15 protein-coding genes and 1 pseudogene are annotated in these 21,106 nt (G+C 70.8%); 10 read left to right on the forward strand and 6 right to left on the reverse strand.

The annotated features are described in order from the left end of the window. Nucleotides 1–159 precede the first annotated feature (159 nt). Nucleotides 160–1,425 carry a polysaccharide biosynthesis protein gene (locus ABZZ22_RS24265; protein ID WP_354937183.1) on the reverse strand — a complete coding sequence of 422 codons (1,266 nt, stop codon included), beginning with the start codon at nucleotides 1,423–1,425 and terminating at the stop codon, nucleotides 160–162. A gap of 139 nt (nucleotides 1,426–1,564) precedes the next feature. On the opposite strand from ABZZ22_RS24265, the gene ABZZ22_RS24270 reads away from it, so the two are divergent. Further along, nucleotides 1,565–3,253, forward strand: a complete 1,689-nt coding sequence (locus ABZZ22_RS24270; protein WP_354937147.1) for a hypothetical protein — start codon at nucleotides 1,565–1,567, stop codon at nucleotides 3,251–3,253. Between the two features lie 20 nt (nucleotides 3,254–3,273). Continuing rightward, nucleotides 3,274–3,429: a hypothetical protein gene (locus ABZZ22_RS24275; protein ID WP_292653139.1), complete on the forward strand. Its 156-nt coding sequence runs from the start codon at nucleotides 3,274–3,276 to the stop codon at nucleotides 3,427–3,429. 77 nt (nucleotides 3,430–3,506) lie between these two features. On the opposite strand, the gene ABZZ22_RS24280 is transcribed toward ABZZ22_RS24275, so the two are convergent. Beyond that, nucleotides 3,507–4,625: a glycosyltransferase family 4 protein gene (locus ABZZ22_RS24280; RefSeq protein ID WP_354937150.1), complete on the reverse strand. Its 1,119-nt coding sequence runs from the start codon at nucleotides 4,623–4,625 to the stop codon at nucleotides 3,507–3,509. Between the two features lie 192 nt (nucleotides 4,626–4,817). Between ABZZ22_RS24280 and ABZZ22_RS24285 the strand changes: the two genes are divergently transcribed. Then, nucleotides 4,818–5,642, forward strand: a complete 825-nt coding sequence (locus ABZZ22_RS24285) for a class I SAM-dependent methyltransferase (protein WP_354937153.1) — start codon at nucleotides 4,818–4,820, stop codon at nucleotides 5,640–5,642. Beyond that, nucleotides 5,609–9,790, forward strand: a complete 4,182-nt coding sequence (locus tag ABZZ22_RS24290; RefSeq protein ID WP_354937156.1) for an alpha-(1->3)-arabinofuranosyltransferase family protein — start codon at nucleotides 5,609–5,611, stop codon at nucleotides 9,788–9,790. Before ABZZ22_RS24285 ends, ABZZ22_RS24290 begins: the two co-directional genes overlap by 34 nt. A 26-nt stretch (nucleotides 9,791–9,816) precedes the next feature. On the opposite strand, the pseudogene ABZZ22_RS24295 reads toward ABZZ22_RS24290, so the two are convergent. Together ABZZ22_RS24295 and ABZZ22_RS24300 are read right to left on the reverse strand one after the other, a co-directional pair. Continuing rightward, nucleotides 9,817–10,872: pseudogene (locus ABZZ22_RS24295) on the reverse strand (acyltransferase); the annotation flags it as partial. After that, nucleotides 10,872–12,758, reverse strand: a complete 1,887-nt coding sequence (locus ABZZ22_RS24300) for a hypothetical protein (protein WP_354937159.1) — start codon at nucleotides 12,756–12,758, stop codon at nucleotides 10,872–10,874. The pseudogene ABZZ22_RS24295 and the gene ABZZ22_RS24300, both read right to left, overlap by 1 nt. A 110-nt stretch (nucleotides 12,759–12,868) precedes the next feature. On the opposite strand from ABZZ22_RS24300, the gene ABZZ22_RS24305 reads away from it, so the two are divergent. Then, on the forward strand, nucleotides 12,869–13,831 hold the full coding sequence (locus tag ABZZ22_RS24305; protein ID WP_354937162.1) for a DUF3068 domain-containing protein: 963 nt from the start codon (nucleotides 12,869–12,871) through the stop codon (nucleotides 13,829–13,831). A 78-nt stretch (nucleotides 13,832–13,909) separates the two neighbouring features. Here the strand turns inward: ABZZ22_RS24305 and ABZZ22_RS24310 are convergent, their stop codons facing one another. Then, entirely contained in the window at nucleotides 13,910–14,797 is an 888-nt protein-coding gene (locus ABZZ22_RS24310; RefSeq protein WP_354937165.1) for a class I SAM-dependent methyltransferase, read from the reverse strand. Between the two features lie 269 nt (nucleotides 14,798–15,066). Between ABZZ22_RS24310 and rpsA the strand changes: the two genes are divergently transcribed. After that, nucleotides 15,067–16,551: a 30S ribosomal protein S1 gene (gene rpsA, locus ABZZ22_RS24315; protein ID WP_354937168.1), complete on the forward strand. Its 1,485-nt coding sequence runs from the start codon at nucleotides 15,067–15,069 to the stop codon at nucleotides 16,549–16,551. Nucleotides 16,552–16,642: 91 nt separating this feature from the next. Here the strand turns inward: rpsA and ABZZ22_RS24320 are convergent, their stop codons facing one another. Beyond that, nucleotides 16,643–16,789 (reverse strand): hypothetical protein, encoded by a 147-nt coding sequence (locus ABZZ22_RS24320; protein ID WP_292647398.1) that lies wholly within the window; start codon nucleotides 16,787–16,789, stop codon nucleotides 16,643–16,645. An 89-nt stretch (nucleotides 16,790–16,878) separates the two neighbouring features. Here ABZZ22_RS24320 and ABZZ22_RS24325 point away from each other — a divergent pair, with 89 nt between their 5' ends. The 4 genes from ABZZ22_RS24325 to ABZZ22_RS24340 all read left to right on the forward strand — a co-directional run bounded on the left by ABZZ22_RS24325 (nucleotide 16,879) and on the right by ABZZ22_RS24340 (nucleotide 21,037). Continuing rightward, nucleotides 16,879–17,841: a helix-turn-helix domain-containing protein gene (locus ABZZ22_RS24325; RefSeq protein ID WP_354937171.1), complete on the forward strand. Its 963-nt coding sequence runs from the start codon at nucleotides 16,879–16,881 to the stop codon at nucleotides 17,839–17,841. 25 nt (nucleotides 17,842–17,866) lie between these two features. Then, a complete protein-coding gene (gene coaE / locus ABZZ22_RS24330) occupies nucleotides 17,867–18,448 on the forward strand; it encodes a dephospho-CoA kinase (RefSeq protein ID WP_354937174.1) in 582 nt (193 codons plus the stop codon). A 105-nt stretch (nucleotides 18,449–18,553) separates the two neighbouring features. Then, nucleotides 18,554–19,837, forward strand: coding sequence for a glycoside hydrolase family 3 N-terminal domain-containing protein (locus tag ABZZ22_RS24335; RefSeq protein ID WP_354937177.1), 1,284 nt, complete (start codon nucleotides 18,554–18,556; stop codon nucleotides 19,835–19,837). Between the two features lie 60 nt (nucleotides 19,838–19,897). Further along, nucleotides 19,898–21,037, forward strand: coding sequence for a DNA polymerase IV (locus ABZZ22_RS24340; RefSeq protein WP_354937180.1), 1,140 nt, complete (start codon nucleotides 19,898–19,900; stop codon nucleotides 21,035–21,037). Nucleotides 21,038–21,106: the final 69 nt, after the last annotated feature.

Below are 21,106 nucleotides of genomic sequence, written 5' to 3' on the forward strand. Positions count from 1 at the left end.
CGGGTTCAGCGAGCGCCTGCCGATCAACTACAACGACGTCGACCTGTCTCTGAAGGTCCGCCGCTCGCTCGGCCTGCGGCTGGTCTGGCTGAAACTCTAGTTTCGTCGCCCACAACTATATTCTCGGCACGCCACAACTGCGGACTCGGCCCGCGAGAACTACTGATTCGGCAGAGGGTTTGGGTCTGGGGTGGTCGGGGGTTGGCTGAGGCGCCAGAAGGTGACGGTCAGGAGGACGGCGGCGAGGGCGGCGTCGACGCTGAGGACCGTCCAGACCAGGCCCGCGACGCTGGTCTGCGTCGCGCCGAGGACGAGGACGGCGACGACGGCGATCCAGAGGAGGTACGCGGAGAGCCGGCTGCGCCGGGCCAGGACCGAGTAGACGAGCAGCTGGAGCACGGAGAGCACCATGCCGAGGATCGCGAAGACCCAGAGCAGGTCCTGGATCTCGGCGTAGTCGGGGCCGCCGATGAAGATCATCGCGAGCCACGACAGCAGCCAGGAGCCCGCGATCGCGCACGCGCCGAGCCCTCCGACCAGCGCCAGCGACCTGAGCAGCGCGGAGCGGCGGCTGGACTCGGCCGACATCGAGGGGAAAGCGATGATCACCACGAACTGCGGCAGGAAGAGCACCGCCTTGGTGAGGATCAGGCCACCTGCGTACAGGCCGGAGACGTGGTCGGAGAGGACGTTGCGGGCGATCAGGATGTCGACGTTGGAGAGGGCGAAGAAGCCCAGCAGCGCGAACGAGCCGTGCAGCATCTCGACGACGACGGGCTTCACCGGGCCGATGGCCCCGGCAGGAGGCGTACGCCGCCGCAGCACCCACCACCCGACGATCGCCGGCGCGAACTGAGCCAGCGCCACCCCGGCCATGGCGGCACCCTCGGTGGGACGGATCCACATCGCCGCGGTGGTGACCACCAGCCGGGGGATACCGAGAGCCAGGTAGACCATCGCCAGGCTGAGCCAGCGTCGCTCGCCCTGCAGCACGCCGGCCTGGCCGCCCATGATGGTCAGCGGCACGGCACAGACGGCGACCAGCAGAGCTGGATAGATCGAGTCCAGCCGCAGCACCCGCCAGACCAGCGGCGAGGCGACGAGCATGACCACACCGACGACGATGGCCGCCCGGTAGGTCGCGCGCAGCACCGTCTGCTCGATCGCGCGCTCCTGGCCGGGCGCTCCGGTCACCCGGCGCGACGCCGTCGCCTGCATCCCGAGCTGGACCACGCCGACGACGAGGAGCAGCGACATCATCGACGCCACGCCGCCGTACTGGCTGGGGCCGAGGATCCGGGCGGCGATGATCTGGAAGCCGTAGGTCGCGATGTTGGTGACCATGATGCAGACCGCGAGGAATCCGCTGCTGCGGATGAGCACTGACAGCCTACGCCGGCGGGCACTGATCGGGCTGGCGGTCATCGTGGGCACTTGGAAAGCCTAGGACGAGAGCGGCCACATGCGGGCACCGGCATCCGCCCAGCAGCGGAACTCGATCGCCACAATTGACGTCTCGTCCGACGTGACCGACGTCTCGGCGCGTTGGGCTTAGGGTGGCGGCGTGAGGGAGCGGGTGGTGCCTACGTTGTGGGCGGGCGTGCTCGCGGTGCTGATGCTGGGACCGGCGCTGGGGCCGGGGTTCGTGCTCACCTACGACATGGTGTGGGTGCCCGACCTGACGCTGACGCGCGACGTGCTCGGGCTCGGGTCGGGGCTACCGCGGGCGGTGCCCTCGGATGCGGTGGTCGCGGTGCTCGACGAGATCGTGCCGGGTCTCGCCCTGCAGAAGCTCGTCCTGGTGGGTGCGCTGGTGGCCGCCGGGGCCGGGGCAGCGGAGCTGGTGCGGGATCGCTCGCTCGCCGCGCGGCTGGCGGTGGTGAGCCTGACCGTCTGGAGCCCGTACGCCGCCGAGCGCCTCTGGATGGGTCACTGGCCGATGCTGCTGGCCTATGCGGCCGTGCCCTGGCTCGTGGTCGCCGGTCGCCGTCGAGCAGCGGGCGGACCGAGCCCGGTGTGGATGCTGCCCGTCCTCGTCGCCGGGAGCCTGAGCGCGAGCGCGGGCCTCGTCGCGGGTGCCGTGCTGCTCGCCACCGGGCTGCGGCGCGGTCGGCGACCGATCTTGCTGGCGGTCACGGTGGCGGCAGTCAACGCGCCGTGGCTGGTCACCGGGCTCATCCACAGCTCCCAGGCGGCCGCAGCGTCCGGGTTCGAGGTCTTCGCGCTCCGCGGCGACGCCCTGCCCGCTCCGCTGGCCGCACTCTCGCTGGCCGGGATCTGGAACACCTCGGTGGTCCCCGCGAGCCGCGACGGCTGGCTGGCCTGGGCCGCTCTGGCGTTCCTGGTGACGCTGGCCGTCGCCGGGTTCCGAAGATGGTGGACGAACGACGAGCAGCGGGTCGCGATCCTCGCGCTGTGGGCCGCCGGTCTCGGAGTCGCGGTCGCCGGCTGGGCCGCACCGCAAGCGTTGGACGCCCTCGCCCAGGACGTTCCCGGTCTGGCCCTGATCCGCGACAGCAGCCGCCTGCTCCCGCTCTGCCTGCCGCTGCTGATCCTGACCATCGCCGCCGGCGTCGACGCCCTGGGGGATAGGCTGCGCGGCACCGCGCCGCGATGGGCGGCCGCGGTCGTCGTCGCCGTCGCGCCGGTCGCCGTGCTTCCCGACGCCGCCTGGGGCCTGGCGGGCGGGATCGGCGCAGCCGACTATCCGGCCGAGTGGCACCAGGCCGGGGCGGCGCTGGCGGAGGAGTCGGCGCCCGGTGACGTGCTCGTGCTGCCCTGGTCCGCCTACCGCGCCCCGGCGTGGAACGCACATCGCCCTGTCCTGGACCCGCTGCCGAGGATGCTGCCCAGACCGAGCGTGACCGACGGCGACCTCGTCATCGGCGGCACCACGATCCCCGGTGAGGACCGGCGTGCGAGCTCGGCCGCCGAGGCCCTCGCGGCAGCCGATCCCCAGGCGCGGGCGAGCGCGCTGAGCCGCCTCGGGATCGGGTACGCCATCACCGACCGCACCGCGGGCGAGGCACCCCGCGTGGCTGGTGAGGTGGTCTTCGATGACGGCGGGCTGCTCCTGCAGCGGCTCCCCGAGGACAGCGACGCGGTGACAGCGCAGGAGGCCCACCCCGCGACGCTGGTGGCAGCGACCGGGGCATGGGCGGCGTACGTCCTGATGTGGCTTGTCGCCACAACGTCAACAGTTCTGCTACTGATCAGTATGGCTCGCCGGCGGACTGCTAGGGTTCGCGACTAGGAGAGGGAGGTCACATATTCATGGGCAACATCATCGCCATCGTCGCCAGCATTCTCGTGGGCGGCGGCGTCGCGGCAGCGACTGTCGTCGGAGTCGTCAGCAGCAGCACGGACAACACCGTCAAGAATCCTCCGACCGTCTCTGAGTCGACGATTCAGTACGGCACCAGCGACTGAGCAAGTCAGAGCTGAGAAGGGGCCCGGCGGTGATCCGCCGGGCCCCTTCTTCATCTGTCGACATCTGTCGCCGGCGGTCAGTCCGCGCCGACGACGCGCCCCTGCAGCGCCGAGGCGAGCACGGCGTTGAAGTTGAGCTGGCTCTGCTCCCAGGTGTGCTTGCGGGCGTGCCAGCGGGCACCCTCGGCCAGCTCCTTGCGGCGGATCTCGTCACCGAGGAGATCGCCGAGCGCGGCCACGAACCCGGCCTGGTCGTCGACCAGGATCCCGGACTCGCCGTCGTCGATCGACTCCGTCGTGCCGCCCGCGTCGCGGAAGGCGACCGTCGGGGTGCCGTGCTGCGCGGCCTCGGTGACGACCAGGCCCCAGCCTTCCTTCAGCGACGGCAGCGCCATCAGCCAGGACCGCTCGTAGACAGACTCCTTGGTCTCCTCGTCGACATGCCCCAGCAGCTCGACGAAGCCGCCGGCACCCACCCGGGAGACGTACGCCGCCAGCTCGTCGGCCCACCAGCCGTCCCCGACGACGGTGAGCCGAAGGTCAGGGTAGGTCGCCCGTAGCGCCAGCGCCGCGTCGACCGCGAGCTCGACCCGCTTGTGCGGCACCAGCCGACCGACGACGCAGACGGAGGGGTGCTCGGTCTTCGCCGGCCGGTCGCTCAGCGGCGCCGCGGCGCCGTTGTGCACGACCGCGACCCGGGCAGGGTCGACGCCGAGCGTCGCCAGCTCGGCGCGGGTGGCGCGGGAGACCGCGACGTACTGCTTTCGGCGGTAGAGCCGGGGCGCCAGCCAGGACTCGACCCACCATCCGACCCGCCCGGAGAGCCCCGGGTAGACCACCGGCCACTGCTCGCGGTGGACGTGGTGGACGAGCACCGCGACCGGTGCCCGCGTGCCGAGAGGCGTGAAGAACGGGAGCCCGTTCTGCACGTCGATGACCGCGTCGACGCGACCGATCGGGCCAAGCCGGCCCAGTGCGAGCAGGAGCACGCCCCACAGGTAGATGCTGAGCTTGCCGCCGCGGCGTACATAACGGATGCCGTCTCGCTCCTCGCGGGCACGCGCGCCCGGGTAGGCAGCGGTGAAGACCGTCACCCGAGCCCCGGCACTCACCATGCCTGCGGTGATCTGGTGGAGGTAGTGCTCGGCCCCGCCGGCTTCAGGGTTGTCGGTGTCGCGCCAGCTGAAGACCGCCACATGGCATGCGTTCAGCCGCGCTCCGTCGTTGGCGCGCAAATCAGTGCTCCCCTGGATCTCGCAGTTACCCCGCTGCCGAGCGCTCCCTCCCCAGGGGTTGCGCGACCGGTGTCCCTCAACACCGTTACTGGAGAGTAGGACAGATCGTGACCGAATGCACACCCTCTGGGGTAATCGGTTAGGGTTCCCGCCGTGTCGAACCTTTTCGACCCCCGGAGCGGGGCCCAGCCCGATGCCCCGACCGATGCCCCGGCCGGCAGCGGCTGGAGGGCGACGCTGCGGCGCTCTGTACGCCTCTTCAACGACTTCCGCGTGGAGCAGACCGATCCCGCGCGGTTCTACACAGCGCTCGCCGCGGACTCCGTCGGCCAGTTGGCCCACTACACCGCCAAGCCGCTGGATGAGGGTGCAGCGCTCGAGGGCACCGTCCTGCTCGACGTCGGCGGCGGCCCGGGCTACTTCCGCGACGCCTTCATGGAGGCGGGAGCGACCTACCTCGCGCTCGACGCCGACGCCGGTGAGATGCAGGGTGCCGGGATCGTGGCCGAAGGCAGCATGCTCGGCGACGGGATGCGGCTCCCGGTCCGCACCGGCTCGGTCGACGCCTGCTACTCCTCCAACGTGCTCGAGCACGTCCCGACCCCGACCGCCATGCTCGACGAGATGCTCCGGGTGACCAAGCCCGGTGGTGTCGTCTTCTGCTCCTACACGCTGTGGTGGGGCCCCTGGGGCGGCCACGAGACCAGCCCGTGGCACCTGCTCGGCGGCCGGTTCGCCCGCCGGCGCTATCAGCGCAAGCACGGTCACGAGCCCAAGAACAGGTTCGGCGAGTCGATGTACGCAGCGACCGCCTCCGCCGGGTTGCGCTGGGCGCGCGCCCAGCGCAAGGCGGGCAACGCCGAGATTCTGGCTGCGGTTCCGCGCTACCACCCGTGGTGGGCGGCGTGGCTGATGCGGGTCCCGGTGGTGAGGGAGGTGCTCTCATGGAACCTCCTGCTCGTGCTCCGCAAGACCTGAGAGGACCTTCGGCCACCTCCCCCTTGAGGGTCACGGCGTACGTCGCGATCCTGACCGCGATCACCTTCACCCAGGCCCCGGGCCGGATCGTCGCGGACACCAAGTTCGACCTGAGCGCCGACCCGTGGGCCTTCCTGGCCCGGGCGCTGAACATGTGGGACGCTCAGGGCGCCTTCGGCCAGGTGCAGAACCAGGCGATCGGCTATCTGTGGCCGATGGGACCGTTCTACGGCCTCGGTCAGCTGGCGCACCTGCCGGACTGGGTGATCCAGCGGCTGTGGTGGGCGCTGTTGCTCAACCTTGCCTTCCTCGGCGTCCTGGTGGTCGCCCGCGAGCTGCGGCTGGGGCGGCCCTGGGCGCAGGTGGCGGGGGCGGCGGCGTACGTCCTCACGCCACGGGTGATGACCATCCTCGGGGCCAACTCGGTCGAGCTGTGGCCGACCGCGGTCGCGCCGTGGGTGCTGCTCGCCGTCATCCGGGCCAGCGGCACCACCACGACGAGGGACCTGCTGCGCTGGTGTGCGCTGGCGGCCATCGCGGTCGCCTGCGCGGGCGGCGTCAACGCGACCGCGGTCTCGGCGGTGCTGGTCCCGGGGGTGGTGTTCCTGCTGACCCGTACCGGCGCGAGGCGGTTCTGGGTGCTCGGCCTCTGGTGCGTGCTGACCATCCTCGCGACCTTGTGGTGGACCATCCCGCTGGTCCTCCAGGCCCGCTTCATCCCGCCCTTCCTCGACTACATCGAGACCGCCTCGGTGACCGCGACGACCACCGGCCTGCTGCCGACGCTGCTCGGCACCTCCGACTGGGTCGCCTACGCCGACCCGCTCTACTACCCGGCCGGGCAGAGCCTGCACGCCACCCCCTACCTGGTGCTCGACGCGGCCGCCGTCGTCGCGATCGCACTGGCCGGGCTGGCCGGGCTCGGCCGCGGACGCAGACATCCGGAGAGCAGGTTCCTGATCGGCTGCGTGCTGTCCGGAGCCGTCCTCGTCGGGATCGGCTACACCGGCGCGCTGGCCGGCTGGGGAGCCGAGGCTCGTCAGGATCTGGTCGACGGTGCCCTGGCGGCGGTGCGCAACAGTCACAAGTACGACGCCGTGCTCCGTCTCGGCCTCGCCGCCGGGGTCGTGCTCACGGTCGAGACCATTCTCTCCCGGCCACGCGTGACCAGGACCGCGCAGTGGCTCAGAACTGTGTTCGTCATCGCCGTGGTCGCCTCGCTGGCCGGTCTGGCAGTGCCCTGGGTACGTGGCCAGGTGCCGCCGCCCGGCTCGATCGAGCGCGTCCCGGAGTTCTGGACCGACGCGGCCGACCACCTCTCCGAGAACGACGACGGCGGCGTGACGCTGGTGGTGCCGGCCGCCCGGTTCGGCGACTACCTGTGGGGCAGCACCCACGACGAGGTGGTGCAGCCCTACGCCGACTTTCGCTGGGCAGTACGCGGCGTGGTGCCGCTGGCCGAGCCCGGCAACGTCGTCTGGCTCGACCGGGTCACCGAGGAGCTCGAGCGCGGCGTCCCGAGCGCGGAGCTCGCCCCGATGCTGGCGAAAGCCGGCGTGACCCGCCTGCTGGTGCGCAACGACCTGCACTGGGGCACGACCGGCGCCCCGCCTCCGTCGCTGGTGCACGCCACCCTCGACCAGTCACCCGGTCTGACCCGGGAGGCGAGCTTCGGCACCGAGTTCGGCAACACGACCTATCACCGCGAGAAGGGCACCCGCGTCCTCGTCGACGGCGGCTTGGCGGGGGAGTACGCCCCGATCGAGATCTACGAGGTCGACGACGCGGTCAGCGGCGCGACCCTGATCCCGGCCAGGACGACCGTGATGGGCGACCCCGGCGAGCCCGCCAGCGGGGCGCCGGCGGTGCTGACCGCTGACGACACCCGTGAGTCCGAGACTCAGACCGACGTCATCCTGACCGACGGTCAGCGGCGGCGTACGACCATCTTCTCCGGCGTCCGCGCCAACTCCTCGGCGACCCGCACCGCCGAGGAGGGCGTCGACTCCGACAAACCGGAAAGCTTCCATCGATATCTGGAGGACCAGGAACGCTGGCAGAGCACTCTGGTCTGGCGCGGCGTCGAGGCCGTCGAGGCCTCGAGCTCGGCGGCGACGCCGGTGGAGGTCCCGGTCGATCGCGGCCAAGCGCCCTCGGCGGCCCTCGACGACGACCCGCAGACCCAGTGGCGCACCGAGACCGGGTGGGGGCTCACTCCCGAGGGCGCCTGGCTCCGGGTCCGGTTCGAGGACGAGATCGACCTCGGCAAGGTCACCGTCTCGATCCCCAAGAACGTGGTCGGGGTCAAGCGGCTGGAGCTCGTCGCCGGGGCGCAGCTGCGGAAGGTCGACGCGCCGCTCCCGGGGGAGTCGGCGACGTACGACCTCACCGGCTTCAGAGCACGCAACCTCACCGTCGCCGCACGCGGGGCCACCGCCCACGGGCCGTGGGGGATCAGCGAGCTCGACATCGAGGGCGTCGACGCGCGGCGCCTGGTCGCGCTTCCCGAACCGCCGGACGACGCCACGATCCGCAAGATCCGGCTCGGCCGCGACACCGACCGCAGCGGCTGCATCGCGACGAGCGAGGGAGCAGCCGCGCGAAGCGTGGACCACAAGGGCGTGCTCTACTGCGAGCCGTTCCTGGCAGGTAGCGGCGAGGACGGCGACGCCCTGGATCGCCTGATCACCCTCACCCGCGGACAGTCCTTCGACGTCACCGGGACGGTGTCGCTGCGTCGGGACCACTCCTACGCCGCGGCGGCCGCCGACCTGGCCGGCCTCGGCATCACCGCGCCGAGCAGCGGTGACATCGCGCAGTCGGCGCTCGCGATGGCCGACGGCGACGACGGCACCTCCTGGCGGGCCCCCTCGACCGGTCCGGCCACGGTGAGCCTCGAGCTGCCGAGACGACAGCTGGTCAGGTCGCTGCGGCTCATCGTCGACGAGGCCGCCCCAGTCAGCATCCCGACGGAGGTCGAGGTCACCGACCTGCGTCGCCCCAAGCGCACCGTGACCCGCGCGGTCGGCGATGACGGCCTCATCGAGCTCCCCAGCCGCTGGCGCACCGACCGGCTCCGGATCCAGATCACCGAGACCGACGCCGCCTTCGACCAGCCCTCGAGCATGGCCGACGCGACGGAGCTGCCCGCCGGCATCTCCGAGCTCCGGGTCAACGATCGGCCGCTCGGCGACGGGAGGCTCCGCGCCGGCTGCGCCGACGGCCCCACGATCCGTGTCGGCGAGCGAGTGTTGCGTACGTCGGTGAACGGGTCGCTCTCGGACCTGTTGCGGGGTGCCGCGGTGCCGTTGGCGATCTGCGGCACCGCCCCGGTCGCCCTCGCCGCCGGGGAGAACACACTGCTCGCTGATCCGGGCGCAGCGCTACGTGTCGACAGCCTCGAGCTCAGCGCGGACGTGATCGCCGACGCGGAGCCCCCGGCCGCGGTCGAGGTGGAGCGCGACGAGCGCGATGCGGCGGTCTCGGCGGCAGTCTCCGCGGAGGCCCATGACCGAGTCCTGGTGCTCCCGCAGAACATCAACCCCGGTGCCACCGCGACGCTGGACGGCAAGGTGCTCCGCGCGCAGCGGGTAGACGGCTGGCAGCAGGGCTGGATCGTTCCCGCCGGTGCCGGAGGAGAGGTACGTTTCGGCTACGCCCCCGACGAGACCTACCGCGCCGGACTGCTCGCCGGTGCGGGCGGAGCGGCGCTGGTCCTGATGCTCGCGATGGCGACCTCGTGGCGGCGTCGCGGTGCCGTGCCGAGCCTGGAGCTCTTCCCCGTAGCCGCGCCATGGCGTTGGTACGACGGCGGCCTGCTGGTGCTCGTCGCCGGTCTGCTCGCGGGCTGGTGGGGTGCGCTCGCCGCCGTGGTGGCCTGGCTGCTGCCGCGGCTGACCGGACGCCGGCCGGACGTCGTACGCCTGCTGGCCGCCGGATCGGGGGCGGCACTGCTCGCCGGAGCCCTGGCCGTCGAGATCCTCCCGGCCACCTGGGAGCAGGCCTGGGACCTGCCCGCCTGGACGGCTCAGGCGCTCTCGCTGATCGCCGTCGTGCTGGTCGCGGGGGCCGCCTCGGCAGCGCCGCGGTCGGGTGCGGAGGCACGCCAGCCGCGCAGCCGCATGATCGGGCGCTCGAGGAAGAGGTAGGACAGCGTCGCGAGCGGGATGGTGACCACGATGGTCATCCCCAGCACGGTCCAGAAGCGGTCGTTGAAGGTGCCCAGGCCGAGCAGCTCCATCCCCATCAGCAGCACGAACATGTGCATCGCGAAGATGCCGTAGGAGATCGCGCCCAGCGCGCTGGGCACCGGACCGGCCAGCCAGCGGCGTACCGGCCCCTCGAGCTCGGGTCCGAAGACCAGCGGGAAGACGACGCAGGCCGCGATCGCGCCGTAGAGCACGCACTTGAGCGCCGACTCGGCCGGCGTGGGCACATCCACCAACATGGTGGGGCCGGTGATCGGCGTGCAGGCGGCGACGAAGAGCCCCAGCGCCAGCAGCCACCAGCCGACCAGATCGCGTCCGGCCGCGTCCAGGCGCGCGCGCAGACCCGGGTCGACAGAGCAGGCCGCGAGCGTGGTGCCGCCCAGGAACCACGGCAGGAACGCCGGCAGCCACTCCGCCGCGAACGGGTGGTCGAACCAGGTCCGGGCGCCGCTGGCGAAGACCACGCCGCCGACGGTGAGAAGCAGCGACACGACCAGCACGCGGCGGAGGTCGAGACGGTCCCGCGGTGTCAGCAGCCGCACCACCAGCGGCAGGGCGAGGTAGAAGGCGACCTCGGTGGAGAGGCTCCACATGTGCGCCAGACCGTAGGGGTGCGAGCCCTGGATGTAGGTCTGGGTCAGCGTCAGGTTGGCTATCCAGCCCTCCACTCCGGCGTCGGAGTTGGCCGGCGCGAGGAGCAGGCAGACCACCACGACGACCCAGTAGAGCGGCAGGATCCGCAGCGCTCGCTTCCACAGGTAGCGCCCGGTGCTGGGCCGAGGAGCCCCGGCGGCGCTGGCCGCGAACCACGGCCTGGCCAGCAGGAACCCGGAGACCACGAAGAAGAGCGCCACACCGAGGTCGAAGTGGGCCAGCATCGCTCCGGTCCAGCCCTGCGGATAGCGACCGGTGTGGAACCCGACGTGGGTCAGGACCACCATCAGCGCCCCGGCGGCGCGCAGTGCGTCGAGGGTGAGGAACCGGCGGTCCAGGTCGCTTCGGACTTCGATTGGGGCAGCCATCAGCCGTCGCCCTCCGCTCCCGAGATCGGGTCACCGAACGGGACCAGGTGACCGACCTCGATGCCGCCCACGCACGGCGTCGACCCCGGAGTCAGGCCCTCGAAGGCGACCGTGTCGAACCGGCCCTCTCCCGTACGCAGGTAGAGGCTGCGGAACCCGGGCTCGACCTCCACCTCGTGGGTGTGATCGCCGACGGTCACCCGCACCCTGCCCACGTCCTCGGGGCCGGCGGCGTAGGCGACCCGGACCCACCATCCGGCACCGTCGACGCCGCCGTCGAGGCCAACCTCGAGCGGTGTCTGACCTACCCGCGTCTGACACTCGTCCGCGCTCGACGCCGGGTCGTCGGCTGCGACCGAGCGGCGCTCCGGGTCGACGGCTGCCGGCCGGATGTGACCGTCCTTGTCGACCAGGTAGAGGTTGTCGGTGCTGACCTGCAGGAACTCCATCTTGTCCGCCAGCGGCCGGAGTACTCGGCTCACCTGGTTGTAGGGATACGACGCGCCCCAGATCATCCACTGGGGCACCGGTCCGTCGGCCATCGGCAGCGGGTCCTCGACCTCGGCCAGATCGACGCGGACCGTGTCGAGGTAGCGCCGGGTGTTGTCGTCCTCGTGCCAGCCCTGGGCATAGGAGTAGGACGAGAAGAGCCCAAGCCCCGCGACGACGGCCGTGGCGACAGCGACCCGCCTGGGCACGTCGAGGAAGGGGGAGGGGCGCGTCGACGCGAGTGTCTCCACGGCCCCGCGCAGCGGCAGCGTGGCGAGTGCGAGCGCCATCGCGGTCACGGCGATCGTGTCGGTGAGGTAGCGGTAGGCGAGCGCGATGTCGGCTCCGACGCTGCCCGCCCGGATGGCGGTGATCAGGGCGATGTCGAAGACGAGGATGCCGCCGACCAGCCACCACGCCCGCAGCGCGATCGTGCGGGTTCGGCCGAACTCGTAGGTCAGCAGCGCCAGCAGTGCGACGGCGAGCACCGAGACCACGGTGCCGGGCTCGGCCCAGCCTGCCGAGTTGCCCTCGAGCCATCTCCAGCGCAGCGGCCCGCCGACCACGCCGGGCGCCCACGACTCCAGCAGGAATCGCTGGGTGACCAGCGCGAACCCGTTGGCGTTGGAGCTGCCGCCTCCCGACGAGGAGCCTGCGCCGAGGGTGAGGTAGGCGACCCCGGAGCCGATCGCGACCACGCTGTAGAGGAGCACGCCGGGCAGGTAGCGTCCCGCGATCGTCCGCAGCCGGCTCACGATGTCGCCGCTCGCGAACCAGCCCAGCGCCAGCACGGCGTACGGCCAGAACAGCAGCATCGCCTTCTCGCCGAAGGCGACGGCGGCCAGGGTGATCAGCATGGTCAGCAGCGCCCAGCCGAACCGCCGCGAGCGCAGGTAGTTGAGATGGGCCCACGAGCCCCAGAAGATCGCGGCGAGGAAGGGCATCTGGGTGATGCCGGGACCCCAGGACAGGAACGCCGGCAGACTGATCGAGCTGAACAGGAAGAGGGCCAGCGGTGGCAGGATGCCGCGGCGGCGTCCGAACGCGGAGCAGAGGAAGACCAGCGCGCCGAGGCTGGCGATCGCCTGCAGCACCAGCAGCTCGATGGCCGGGTAGGCCCACTCGTACGGGTCGAGACCGAAGTTGAACGCCGTCAGCGCGAACGCTCCCGGCATCAGGTGCCCGGCGAAGCCATGGAAGATCAGGTCCGTCGAGAGCCCGTCGGACATCAGCTTGGACATGAAGTTGGCGTCGTCGAAGCGATACCACGACCCGCTCAGCGCCCAGGCTCGGAATGCCAGCTGGGCCGCGATCATGGCGAGAGCGACTGCGACGACCTTCCCGGGGGTCGCCAGCAAGCCGTCGTCGGCGGTGGAGGTGGGGTGGGGGACTGACACGAGGACGAAGTGTCGCACAGCGGTATGTGACCCGTTGCACACCTCTCCGGGTATTGCTGCTACGGTTCGGCGGATCGAGGGGGACTCAGGCCTTGGGAGGGGCAAAGAACATGCGAAGAGTGATTGGTTACGTCTTCTTGCTGATCGGCGCGTTTGCGCTGGTCGCTGCTGGGGTTGCCGGCTTCTGGGGCAGGGACGCCGCGGCGACCGTGCCGCTCAACGTCAACACCACGACCGTGCTCGAGGGCACGGCCAGTGGTGCGCTGGCGAAGTCGGACGACCCGGTTCCGGTGAAGTACACCCGGACGACCGAGGCCGCCCCGAACGACTCGACCGATGACGTCGTCGTCTTCGTCGAGGCCGGCTGCATCATGGTCCAGGAGGGCGACACGCCCGACTGTGCCCGCGCGGAGGAGGACCCTCGCGTGGTGACCACCACCGAGCGCGCCTACGCCATGGACCGCAAGACGTCCGAGGTCGTCGAGGACCAGGCGAAGTACGTCGGTGAGGACAAGGCCGTCGCGAACATGAGCGGCCTGGCCGGCAAGTTCCCGTTCAACACCGAGCGTCACGACTACGAGTACTGGGACGACACGCTCGGTAGGACCGTCGTAGCCACCTACGTCGACGACGTCGACATCGAGGGCGTGAAGACCTACCAGTTCGAGGTCTCCGCCTCCGCCGAGGACGAGTCGCTCTCGCCGGGGGACGACGGGGTGAAGAACACCGATGACGACGTCCGTGGCTCCTACGAGGCCACCCAGACGATCTACGTCGAGCCGACCACTGGTTCCTACATCGACCAGAGCGCGACCCAGAAGATGGTCACCAGCACCGGCCTCGAGCTCATCGACGCCGAGATGAGCTACACCGACGAGACCGTCTCCAAGAACGCCGAGGACGCCAAGGCCAACATCTCCAAGCTCGACCTGATCGGCACCTGGATCCCCGTCGGCGGCGTCGTCGCCGGCCTGATCTTCCTGCTGATCGGCCTGTGGCTGGTCCTGCGCGGTCGCAAGCCCAACGGTGGCGCCCACGCTGCCTCGGACGACCGCACGCTGGTGGATGCCTGAGGTTCAGCGCATACCAATGACAACCGCGGGTCCGGAGGCTGACAGCCTCCGGACCCGCGGTCGTCGTTCAGAGCTGGGCTAGCCGCTCGCCAGGTCGGCGCCGAAGATGGCGGTCCCCGGGGTCAGCAGCCCCCGGGTGCGCGACCAGCCGCCCCAGATCCGCTCGTGGCCCTCGGGCCACTCGGGCTCGACCAGGTCGGTGATCCGGAACCCGGCACCGGCCAGGATCGAGACCCAGTCGCCGAGGGTGCGGTGGTGCTCGACGTACGACACCTCGCCGGTCTCGTCGTCGACCTCGACGTAGGGGGTGCGGTCCCAGTAGGACTGGGCGGCGATCAGGCCCTCGGGGCCGGGGTCGTCGGGGAACATCCACCGCGTCGGGTGGGTGATCGAGAACGCGAAGCGGCCGCCGGGGCGGAGAACGCGGGCGGTCTCGGCGACCGCATGGGCGATGTCGCTGACGAACTGCAGCGCCCCGAACGAGCAGAAGACCACGTCGAAGGAGCTGGCGGCGAAGGGCAGGTCGGTGGCCGTGGCCTGCACCGCGGGCACGACGACGCCGGTCTGCTCGTCGAGGCGCCGGGAGTGCTGGAGCTGGCGCCCGGACAGGTCCAGGCCGATCGCGCGCCCGCCCCGGGTGTTCACCCAACGGGAGCACTGGCAGGCGCCTGAGCCGAGCTCGAGCACGTCCTTGCCGCTGACGTCGCCGAGGATGCCGAGGTCGGCCTCGGTCAGCCCCTCGGGACCCCAGACGAACCCGGCCTCGCCGAGGAAGGGACCGTGGGTCGCCTGGTACTCGTCGGCGTACCTGTCCCAGTCGGGGCCGTTGGCGCGGCGGGAGTCGGCCTCGCTGACCGATCGCCGCTCCGCTCGGACGACGGGGCCGGTGGTGTCGGTGGTCTCGATCGCGCCGAAGGGATCGATGGGTGCCTCCGGTCGGGCGACCGGGCTGAGGGCTTGGTCCACCTCTACAGCGTATGCCTCCCGGCCTGAACGCGGGACTGCGGCAACGAGCCTCGACAGTTGGACGGGGCCCGCACGCGGAGCGTAGGCTAAGAAACTGCGTCTGAAGTCTGCCAAGGTCCCGGACCTAGTGGACCTTTGCTTGCTACCTCGGCCGCCGGCTCACACTCGGGCGACGAAGCCTGTTTGTGCCGGTGAGAGGTTGCCGACCGGAGATTTCAGCCGTGCATGAACCCGACGATATCTGTCCACCCAAGGAAACCACCTCCCTTATGACGAGCACGCTCAACATTCCTCTCCCCGACTACGACGCGCCTCAGGTCGCGATCAACGACATCGGGTCGGAAGAGGACTTCCTCGCCGCGATCGACGAGACCATCAAGTACTTCAACGACGGCGACATCGTGGACGGTGTCATCGTCAAGGTCGACCGGGACGAGGTCCTGCTCGACATCGGTTACAAGACCGAAGGCGTCATCCCGTCGCGCGAGCTCTCGATCAAGCACGACGTCGACCCGTCCGAGGTCGTCGAGGTCGGCGACAAGGTCGAGGCCCTGGTGCTCCAGAAGGAGGACAAGGAAGGCCGCCTGATCCTGTCCAAGAAGCGCGCGCAGTACGAGCGCGCCTGGGGCACGATCGAGCAGGTCAAGGAGGAGGACGGCGTCGTCGAGGGCGCGGTCATCGAGGTCGTCAAGGGTGGTCTCATCCTGGACATCGGCCTGCGTGGCTTCCTCCCCGCCTCCCTCGTCGAGATGCGTCGCGTCCGCGACCTGCAGCCGTACGTCGGCCAGACCCTCGAGGCCAAGATCATCGAGCTCGACAAGAACCGCAACAACGTGGTCCTGTCGCGCCGTGCCTGGCTCGAGCAGACCCAGTCCGAGGTTCGCCACGGCTTCCTGACCCAGCTCCAGAAGGGTCAGATCCGCAAGGGTGTCGTCTCCTCGATCGTCAACTTCGGTGCGTTCGTGGACCTGGGTGGCGTCGACGGTCTCGTCCACGTCTCCGAGCTCTCCTGGAAGCACATCGACCACCCGTCCGAGGTCGTCACCGTCGGTGACGAGGTCACCGTCGAGGTTCTCGACGTGGACATGGACCGCGAGCGTGTCTCCCTGTCGCTGAAGGCGACCCAGGAGGACCCGTGGCAGCACTTCGCCCGCACCCACCAGATCGGCCAGATCGTCCCGGGTAAGGTCACCAAGCTGGTGCCGTTCGGTTCGTTCGTCCGTGTCGAGGAGGGCATCGAGGGCCTCGTGCACATCTCCGAGCTGGCCGAGCGCCACGTGGAGATCCCCGAGCAGGTCGTCCAGGTCAACGACGACGTCATGGTCAAGATCATCGACATCGACCTCGAGCGTCGCCGCATCTCGCTCTCGCTCAAGCAGGCCAACGAGACGGTCACCTCGACCGACGTCGAGGAGTTCGACCCGACGCTCTACGGCATGCCGGCCAGCTACGACGAGCAGGGCAACTACCTCTACCCCGAGGGCTTCGACCCGGAGACGGGCGAGTGGCTCGAGGGCTACGACGAGCAGCGTGAGAAGTGGGAGCAGCAGTACGCTCAGGCCCACGCTCGCTGGGAGGCCCACATCAAGCAGCAGCAGGAGGCCGCCGAGAAGGCTGCCGAGGCCGGCGAGGCCACCTCGTACTCCTCGGGCGGCTCGGTCGACGAGACCGTCACCGAGGAGGAGAGCGGCGGTTCGCTCGCCTCCGACGAGGCGCTGCAGGCGCTTCGCGAGAAGCTGACCGGCGGTCAGTGAAACGCGTGAGCTAAGGCTCTGAAAAACGCCTGAGGCCCGGTCCCCTTCGTGGGGCCGGGCCTCAGGCGTTCCTTCGTGGCATCGTGGTGGATCACGGCCACCTCACCACGGGCTCGAAGTCCGGGTCGGTGGCGTGGGACCGAGGGGCGGCCTTGGGGCGGTCGGCGTGGATGGCGGCGAACGTTGCGTACGCGGCGACGGCGAGCAGGACGATGAGGGCGAGGAGTGCTGTGTTCATGGCAGTAATTCTGCGCTACTAGGCATTCCTGCCACATTGGCAGAAATGCCTAAGTTGCGCGAGTTCCTGCCAAGTGGCACTCTTCTGAGGTGCTTAGGAACGTGGCCGCGGTGATCTGGGACGGTGTCGCTCCCTTCGAGTTCGGGGTCGTGTGCGAGGCCTTCGGGCTCGACCGGCGCGAAGACGGAGTGCCGTTGCTGGAGTTCGGGGTCTGCTCGCTCGAGCCGGGCCTGGTGCGCACCAACCTGGGTTTCGCGATCGAGGCTCCGAGCGGTCTGGAGCGAGCCGACGAGGCCGACCTGCTGTGTGTCCCGGCCATGCGCAGGGGCGACCCGGTGCCGCCGTGGGTGGTCGAGACGCTGCTGCGCGCCTATCACCGCGGTGCCCGGATCCTGACGGTCTGCGGTGGCGCCTTCGCTCTGGGCGCGGCCGGTCTCCTCGACGGGCGTGAGTGCACGACTCACTGGAAGTACACCGACGAGCTCGCGGCCAGGTTCCCCGAGGCGAAGGTGGTGCCCGAGGTCCTCTACGTCGACACCGGGCAGATCATCACCAGCGCGGGCACGGCGGCCGGGCTGGACGCGTGCTTGCACATCTGGCGCCAGGAGTACGGTGCGGCGGTCGCCTCCGCGGTGGCTCGCCGGATGGTCGTCCCGCCCCAGCGGGACGGTGGCCAGGCGCAGTTCATCTCCCGTCCCGTGCCCGAGGTCGACTCCGAGACGCTCGGACCGCTCCTGGCCTGGATCCTGGAGAACCTCCACGAGGAGCTCGACGTCGACTCGCTGGCCCGCCGGGTGCTGATGTCGCCGCGTACGTTCGCCCGCAGGTTCCGCGCCGAGACCGGCGCGACGCCCTACGCCTGGATCACCGCCCAGCGGGTCCGCCGCGCCGAGGAGCTGCTCGAGCGCACCGAGCGGTCGATCGAGTGGATCGCGGGCGAGGTCGGGTTCGGCAACGCCGCCGCGCTGCGACACCACTTCACCCGCGTGCGCGGCCTGTCCCCGCAGGCCTACCGGCGCCGGTTCGCGTGCGGGGACGCCGCCACCGCCTAGGTCACGCCCTAGTAGGTTGGCGCCCATGCGCGTAGGACTCACCGGCGGGATCGCCTCGGGGAAGAGCACTGTGTCGAAGCTGCTGGCAGACTTCGGGGCCGTGATCGTCGACTCGGACCTGATCGCCCGCGAGGTCGTCGAGCCGGGTACGCCGGGCCTCGCCCAGGTCGTGGCGGAGTTCGGCCCCGCGGTGCTGACGGAGGCCGGGGAGCTCGATCGGGCCAAGGTGGGGGAGCTCGTCTTCGCCGACGAGTCCGCCCGTGGGCGGCTCAACGCGATCGTTCACCCGCTGGTCGGGGCGCGCTCCGCGGAGCTCGAGCAAGCCGGGCGAGAGGCGGGGAAGCTGGTCGTCAACGACATCCCCCTGCTGGTCGAGGTGGGCTACGCGCCGTTCTTCGACGAGGTGATCGTCGTCGACGTGCCGGTCGAGACCCAGGTCGAGCGGGCGGTCTCGCGCGGGATGACCGAGGCCGACGTCCGTGCCCGCATCGCCGCGCAGGCCAGTCGCGAGGAGCGGCTCGCCGCGGCGACGTACGTCATCGACAACACCGGCACCCTCGAGGACCTGAGCAAGCGAGTGCGGGAGATCTATGACTCACTCGCCTGAACGTGTCAGTAACTGGGGGTTGCTGCCATACTCGGCCGGGTGACTGGGGGCAAGCACACCGAATCAGAGGATCATCAGCGTCGTCCGAGGCGTTGGCTGCGGCCGGTGATCGCGGGGGCCGTGCTGGCCCTGTCGGCCGGCGCGGGCGCCGCCGCGGTGACCGTCGGCATCCCGACGAGGCCCGATGTCGAGCCGAGCGGGCCGGTCGCCGCCACCCCGAAGGAAGACCCGAAGAAGGACACCACGGCGCTCGCCTGGGGTCCGACCCGCGGCGAGCTGGCGACCGCCCGCGAGCTGGTGGCGGGCTGGGACGAGAGGCAGCTCGCCGGTCAGGTGATCGTCGGCCGCTACCACGGCACCGATCCGGCCAAGGCCGCGAAGATGGTGCGCAAGCTCCACCTCGCTGGGGTCAGCGTCACCGGCGAGAACGTCGTCGACGAGGCACAGGTGCGTGAGACGACCGCTGCGGTCAACGAGGCGGTCGCCGCCGACGGCCGCACGTTCCCGGCGGTGATCGGCGTCGACCAGGAGGGCGGTGTGGTCTCCCACCTGCGCGGCGTGGCCACCGAGTTCCCGGAGTTCGCGCGCACCGGGGACGCCATCGAGGCCAAGCCGCGCAAGGGCGTCCCGGTGACGACCGAGGCAGCGCGCACGACGGCGCTCGAGCTACGCGACCTGGGCTTCACCTGGGCGTTCGCGCCGGTCGCCGACGTGACCGTCGGCGCGACCGACCCGACGATCGGGTCGCGCTCGCCGAGCGAGGACAAGAAGATCGCCGCAGCGGCCGTGTCCGCGGCCGTGCAGGGTTACAACACCGCCGGGCTGGTCTCCACCACCAAGCACTTCCCGGGCCATGGCGCGGTCACCGGCGACACCCACCTCGGGATCCAGCAGCTCGACTTCGGGATGAAGAAGCTGAAGCGCCGTGACCTGGTGCCCTTCGACGCGGCGGTGGACGCTGGCGCTCCGGCCGTCATGATCAGCCACGTCGACGTGAAGGCGGTGGCTCCCGGTGTGCCGGCCAGCATGGCGCCCCCGATCTACGATCTGCTCCGCGACGACCTCGGCTTCGAGGGCATCGCGATCACCGACTCGCTGGGGATGGGCGCGGTCACGACCACCACCAAGAAGCCCGCGGTGGTCGCGCTCGAAGCCGGCGCCGACCTTCTGCTGATGCCGGCCAACTCCCGGGCCGCCCACCGCAGCGTCGTCAAGGCCCTCCGCTCCGGTCGACTCGACCGTGCCCGGGTCGAGGAGGCCGCGGCGAAGGTCGTCGCCATGCAGATGTGGCAACAGCGCACCGCCGAAGCGGTCCCGGTGCCAGGTGACGTGCGCAAGCAGGCGGAGAAGGCCTCTGAGGCGCTCTCCGAGGCCGGCTCCGAAGGCTGACCCCACCCGGGCCCGTTCGTGGCACCATCGGTGCATGAGCGAGCGTCAGCGAGCGACGGAATGAGCGTCGTGCTTCACGTCGACCTGGACCAGTTCATCGCCGCGGTCGAGGTGCTGCGACGGCCCGAGCTCGCCGGTAAGCCGGTGATCGTGGGTGGGCGCGGCGACCCGGCCGAGCGAGCGGTCGTCTCGACGGCGTCCTATGAGGCTCGGGCGTACGGCGTCGGTTCGGGGATGCCGCTGCGCCTGGCGGTACGGAAGTGTCCCGATGCGGTGCTGCTGCCGGTCGATCACGTCGCCTACGACGAGGCCTCCGCGGGTGTCATGGACACGCTGCGGTCGCTGGAGTGGGGTGGCGTACCGGTCCTGGTCGAGGTCCTCGGCTGGGACGAGGCGTTCCTGGGGCCGGGCCCGGGACACGGCGAGCTCGGCGATCCAGCGGCCTTCGCCTGGGACGTACGCGACGTGGTGCTCGCCCGCACCCGCCTGCACAGCGGGGTCGGTGTGGGCGACAACAAGCTGCAGGCGAAGCTCGCCACGGGGTTCGCCAAGCAGCGGGTCGACGGAGCCGTCGCGCGCGAGGCCGGGGCGGGCGGCCACGAGCCCGGCCCGGGCGGGCAGCTGCGGGGGACCGGCGTCTACCGGGTCACGCACGAGACCTGGGACGCTGAGATGGGTCATCGTCCGACCGACGCGCTGTGGGGGATCGGGGCGAAGACCGCCAAACGGCTCGCCGGGCTCGGGATCGAGACGGTCGCCGAGCTGGGAGCTGCCTCGGCGGAGCGCCTGGCCGCCGAGATCGGGCCCACGACCGGCCCCTGGCTGCGCCGCCTGGGCCGTGGCGCCGACACCAGCCCCGTGGACCCCTCGCCCTGGGTCGCCCGCGGCCACGGCCACGAGGAGACGTTCCAGCAGGATCTCGTCGAGTGGCCCGACATCGTCGCCGCGACCCGGCGGCTCTGTGGCGAGTGCCTGGCCGACGTGATCAAGGAGGACCGGCCGGTGACGAGGGTCGAGATCAAGGTGCGGTTCAAACCGTTCTTCACCGTCACCCGCGGCCACAAGCTCCCTGAGCCCACCCTCGACGGTGACCGGCTCGCCGACGAGGCCGAGGCGCTCCTCGATCGGGTCGAGAAGGACCGCCCGATCCGCCTGATCGGCGTACGCCTGGAGATGGCCCCGCCGCCCGGCGGCTACTGACCGCCGAGACGGTAGTTGTGGTGAGCCGAATCGGTAGTTGTGGGCGACGAAAGTCTACTTTCGTCGCCC

This window comes from Nocardioides sp. NPDC006273, from assembly GCF_040613495.1.
Lineage (GTDB): Bacteria > Actinomycetota > Actinomycetes > Propionibacteriales > Nocardioidaceae > Nocardioides.

What these genes read in the sequence shown, in the direction of transcription:
- ABZZ22_RS24265 (WP_354937183.1), bottom strand. Translation starts at nt 1,425, where the DNA reads ATGACCGCCAGCCCGATCAGTGCCCGCCGGCGTAGGCTGTCAGTGCTC.
- ABZZ22_RS24275 (WP_292653139.1), top strand. Translation starts at nt 3,274, where the DNA reads ATGGGCAACATCATCGCCATCGTCGCCAGCATTCTCGTGGGCGGCGGC.
- ABZZ22_RS24290 (WP_354937156.1), top strand. Translation starts at nt 5,609, where the DNA reads ATGGAACCTCCTGCTCGTGCTCCGCAAGACCTGAGAGGACCTTCGGCC.
- ABZZ22_RS24305 (WP_354937162.1), top strand. Translation starts at nt 12,869, where the DNA reads ATGCGAAGAGTGATTGGTTACGTCTTCTTGCTGATCGGCGCGTTTGCG.
- rpsA (WP_354937168.1), top strand. Translation starts at nt 15,067, where the DNA reads ATGACGAGCACGCTCAACATTCCTCTCCCCGACTACGACGCGCCTCAG.
- ABZZ22_RS24320 (WP_292647398.1), bottom strand. Translation starts at nt 16,789, where the DNA reads ATGAACACAGCACTCCTCGCCCTCATCGTCCTGCTCGCCGTCGCCGCG.
- coaE (WP_354937174.1), top strand. Translation starts at nt 17,867, where the DNA reads ATGCGCGTAGGACTCACCGGCGGGATCGCCTCGGGGAAGAGCACTGTG.
- ABZZ22_RS24340 (WP_354937180.1), top strand. Translation starts at nt 19,898, where the DNA reads ATGAGCGTCGTGCTTCACGTCGACCTGGACCAGTTCATCGCCGCGGTC.